1 rRNA gene is annotated in these 223 nt (G+C 51.6%); it reads right to left on the bottom strand.

Going from position 1 to position 223, the window contains the following annotated elements:
* Nucleotides 1-66: ribosomal RNA gene (gene rrf / locus KJS63_RS26015) — 5S ribosomal RNA — on the bottom strand; the annotation flags it as partial.
* Nucleotides 67-223: the final 157 nt, after the last annotated feature.

The raw sequence follows: 223 nt of genomic DNA, 5'->3' as shown, positions 1-223 counted from the left end.
GCTGGAGGGCTTAACGGTCGTGTTCGGGATGGGTACGCGTGGAACCCCTCCGCCATCGCCACCAAACATGATTTTTCGAAGCTTCCGCTTCTCGAAATCGCTGCGAGAAAATATCAGTCCTTGATAAAGGCCCCACATCTTCTCCTCAGGCTTGATCACCTGAAAACTAGATACGAAACGAACTTGCGCACCCTTCTAGGAACTGCGTCCTTCGGGTATTTGT

Origin of the sequence: Paenibacillus sp. J22TS3 (genome assembly GCF_018403205.1) — a bacterium.
Lineage (GTDB): Bacteria > Bacillota > Bacilli > Paenibacillales > Paenibacillaceae > Fontibacillus > Fontibacillus tuaregi.
This window is presented reverse-complemented; position numbering and strand designations above follow the sequence as displayed.